Source organism: Tabrizicola sp., from assembly GCF_051645465.1.
In the GTDB taxonomy this organism is placed as follows: Bacteria; Pseudomonadota; Alphaproteobacteria; order Rhodobacterales; family Rhodobacteraceae; genus Tabrizicola.
This window is the reverse complement of the sequence record NZ_JBOFBI010000330.1, coordinates 1-3,577: the sequence shown is the minus strand read 5'-3', so window position 1 is coordinate 3,577 and position 3,577 is coordinate 1. Positions and strand designations below refer to the sequence as shown.

Genomic DNA, 3,577 nt, shown 5'->3' with positions numbered 1-3,577 from the left:
GGCGGCCTGAATGCGCGGGACCTGGCGGTCTTGGACCGGATCGATCGCCCGATGCCGATGGCCGGGGCGCTGACCTCACGGCTGGAGGTCGCGGCGCTGGAGCGGCTGGTGGCGCGGGGGCTGGTGATGATCTCGGGTGTCACGCCTTCGGATGCGGCCCATGTGCTGGGGCGGCTGGACTCATGGGACGGGGCGGCGGCGGAAAAGGCGCTGCGGCTGATCGCAAAGCGCCGGACCGGGGCGGGCGAGCGCTTTGCGACAGGGCCGGAGGTCTTTGCCCAAGCGGTGATCGACCAGCTGACCCAGCAGACCGTCGATTGCCTTCTGGAAGCGGCCTTCGGCGAGGATGCGGGCTTTGCAGACGATGCCCCTGAAGCGCTGGCGCAGCACCGGTTGACCAAGGCGGGCCTTGTCCAGCATCGCGGCGTCGTCGAGGTGAGCGTCAAGCTTGGCGTGCCGGTGATCGGCCTTGGGGCCTCGGCTCCGTCCTATTACGGCGCGGTGGGCGAGAGGCTCGGCTGCCCGATGATCCTGCCCGAACACGCCGGGGTCGCCAACGCTATTGGCGCGGTGGCCGGACAGGTCAGCCAGCGGGCGGTCGGAACCGTCTCTTCACCCGCCGAGGGTCGGTTCGTCGCGCATCTGACTGACGGTTTGCAAAGCTTCCCGACACCCGAAGCAGCGCTTCAGGCGATGGAGACTGCGCTGGTCAAAGAGGCCTCGGACCGTGCCCGGGCGGCGGGGGCGGTGGACCTGCGGGTGACGGTGGACCGGGATGTCCGCGAGGTCGAGATCGAGGGGCGGCAGATGTTCATCGAGGCGAAGGTGACGGCGACGGCGTCGGGTCGCCCCAGGGTGGCGCATGGGTGACGCCGCCTGAAGGGCCCTCGGGTCAACCGCCGCGTCGGTACTGCGCCGGACTTACCCCGAACTGCCGCTTGAAGGCCCGAGACAGGGCGGCTTCGGAGCCGTAGCCCGTCAGCGCGGCGATCTCGGTGATCCGTGCCGACCCGCCGCGCAGGTAGGCTGCGGCGCGGTCTAGGCGCCAGGTCGCCACATAGCTCAGCGGCGTCTGCCCGACGATGTCGGCAAAGCGGATCGCAAAGGCCGACCGCGACAGGCCCGCTTCGGCTGCAAGGGCCGCGACGGTCCAGTTTCGCTCTGGCGTCTGGTGAATTGCCGACAGCGCGCGGCCGATCTGCTGGTCGCGGAGCCCGCCAAGCCAGCTGAGATTGCGCGGGCTCCGGGCACCCCAGTCGCGCACGATCTGGATGAAGAGCAAGTCCAGAAGCCGGTTGATCATGATGGCCGAGCCAGGCGTCGGATTCTGCGCCTCGTGAAGCAGAAATCGTGTGGTTACATACAAGGGATCCAGAGCGTCGCCAGCCCGTCCCTCGATGTGGATCAACGGCGGCAGGACGGTGAAAAGGCGAGGGACCAATGGGCCCGAAAAACTGAACCGGCCGCAGATCAGCTTCGACCTTCCGCCAGGCCCGTCGATCCGGTGTTCAAGCGGGGCGCCGGGCGGACTTGCCGCAACGGATTGCTCGACCGGGACAGCCGGGATGGCGGGATCGCTGGCCAGCACATGTCCGGTGCTGTGCGGCAACAGCACAAGATCGCCCTGCACAAGGTGCAAGGGGGGCCAGCCCTCCAGCACCAGCCAGGCGGACCCCTGCAAGACGATGTGAAAATGAGCGAGCGGTCGGCCAAGCGAAATCGACCAGGGCGCCGCGTAATTGCCAAGGCAGACCAGATCGCCCGACATCCGCACCAAGGATAGCACATCGGACATCGCATCGGTCGGAATGCCGCTCATGTCCCGGATTGCCTTTGCATCCAGGGCTCTGGACGATGGATCAGGCATTCAGGGCTTTCGATCATAGCTACCCCCGATTGGCGCCGGTAAGCTGGGGTTGCGACTGTTCACCGTGCTCAGGGGTGCCGTCAAGAGCGACGCGATCCTGCGCCTCATTTCATGAAAAGGACGCTGTCATGCTGAGACCTCATGCCCTCGCCGCCGGTCTGATGCTCGCCAATGGGCTGATCGCACCGGCTCATGCCGACATGACATCGGGCAGCATTGCTGTCGGCGACAAGACGCTTGCTTACCTTGAGGCGGGTACGGGCCCCGCGGTGGTGATCATCCATGGTGTCGGCGGTCACAAGGAAGACTGGCAGGGCGTTGCCACCGCACTGGCGGCGGATCATCAGGTCTTCGCCATCGATATGCTTGGGTTCGGCGGGTCGTCCAAGACAGGCGACGATCTTTCGATGCCGGTGCAGGCCGATGCGGTCAAGGCGCTGCTGGACGAGAAGGGGATCGACCGCGCCGATCTGGTCGGCAACTCGGTCGGTGGCTGGGTGGCCACGACCTTCGCGGCGACTTATCCGGACCGGATCGACCAGCTGGTGATCATCGACGCCGCCGGGTTCAAGGCGATGTTCGAGGGCACGCCACCGGTGAACTTCGACCCCAACGACGCCGCCGAGATGCAGAAGCTGATCGACATCACGATCAACTCGGATGTCGCAAAGACACCGGGCCTCGCGGAGAAAGCCTTCGAGGCCTACGTGGCGTCAGGCGAAAAGGCCATTGCCGGGACATGGGGCAAGAGCCTCTTTGCCTCGCCGCGGCTGGAAGAGCTGTTCCCCAAGGTCGCCGCCCCGACGCTGGTGCTTTGGGGCGCTGACGACAAGCTTTTCCCCTCGGCGCTGGCAGAGGTGTTTGCCGGGCAGATCGCCGGAGCCACCGCGCAACTGATCCCAAACGCAGGGCATTTCCCGCAGATCGACAATCCGGATGCGACGATTGCTGCGATCACGGCTTTTCTGAACTAGCCCTGCAATACGTCGGGGCGTCGAATTTCCGCTTGACGCCCCAAACCCGTCACACTAACCACCCGGCCAGTGGCTAGGTAGCTCAGCTGGTTAGAGCACGTGACTCATAATCACGGGGTCGGGGGTTCGAGTCCCCCCCTCGCCACCACTAAGCCCTCACAACATGCTGGAATGATTGAAAAAAATGGCATCGATTCTCTGACGACCCACCGTTTTTCCCACCAGAACAGACTTGCAAACCGGAAAATCGTCCTCACAGCCCGCATAGTGCAGGCCACGCAACCCCGCCCTTCCGGCGGAAAGCAGGATGCAACAGTGCAAGTGATTCCGGATGCGGTCGTCAGCTCCACCAACGAAATCGCCTAATATATTGCTATAAAGATATAATTTACGAGTCTTGCATTTTCATGCCAGTACTCGTCCCATCATCACAATTTGCGATCGGGTTCCGGGTGGGCAGGAAAGCTCTCTCGACTCGACGGCATGGCAACGAGCTTTCAAAGCTTGCCCCTTATTGGATCGGCGACCCCGCTCCCTCCCGTTCCGAGGCCACCGATCGGACTTAGTTGCCGGGACTGGTGCAGGAAGTACCGAACGGCCCTAAGCGGATGAGGTGGATGGCTCCTGCTCCCCCGGCGTTAGATGCGCCATAGTGCAGTTGTCATGGACTGCGAGGAAAGGAGCCACCCGATGACAGTTAAAACAGTCGGCCTCGATTTGGCCAAGGATGTATTCC

At 64.0% G+C, this 3,577-nt stretch carries 2 protein-coding genes, 1 tRNA gene and 1 pseudogene; 3 read left to right on the top strand and 1 reads right to left on the bottom strand.

Features of this window, described 5'->3' with window-relative positions; translation table 11 throughout:
• Positions 1-870 (top strand): annotated as a pseudogene (locus ACRCSW_RS21320) (hydantoinase/oxoprolinase family protein); the annotation flags it as partial.
• Between the two features lie 22 nt (positions 871-892).
• On the opposite strand, the gene ACRCSW_RS21315 reads toward ACRCSW_RS21320, so the two are convergent.
• Positions 893-1,819: an AraC family transcriptional regulator gene (locus tag ACRCSW_RS21315; RefSeq protein ID WP_438707662.1), complete on the bottom strand. Its 927-nt coding sequence runs from the start codon at positions 1,817-1,819 to the stop codon at positions 893-895.
• A gap of 176 nt (positions 1,820-1,995) precedes the next feature.
• On the opposite strand from ACRCSW_RS21315, the gene ACRCSW_RS21310 reads away from it, so the two are divergent.
• Positions 1,996-2,841: an alpha/beta fold hydrolase gene (locus ACRCSW_RS21310; RefSeq protein ID WP_438707661.1), complete on the top strand. Its 846-nt coding sequence runs from the start codon at positions 1,996-1,998 to the stop codon at positions 2,839-2,841.
• A gap of 71 nt (positions 2,842-2,912) precedes the next feature.
• A tRNA-Met gene (locus ACRCSW_RS21305) sits at positions 2,913-2,989 on the top strand.
• The last annotated feature ends 588 nt before the right edge of the window (positions 2,990-3,577 follow it).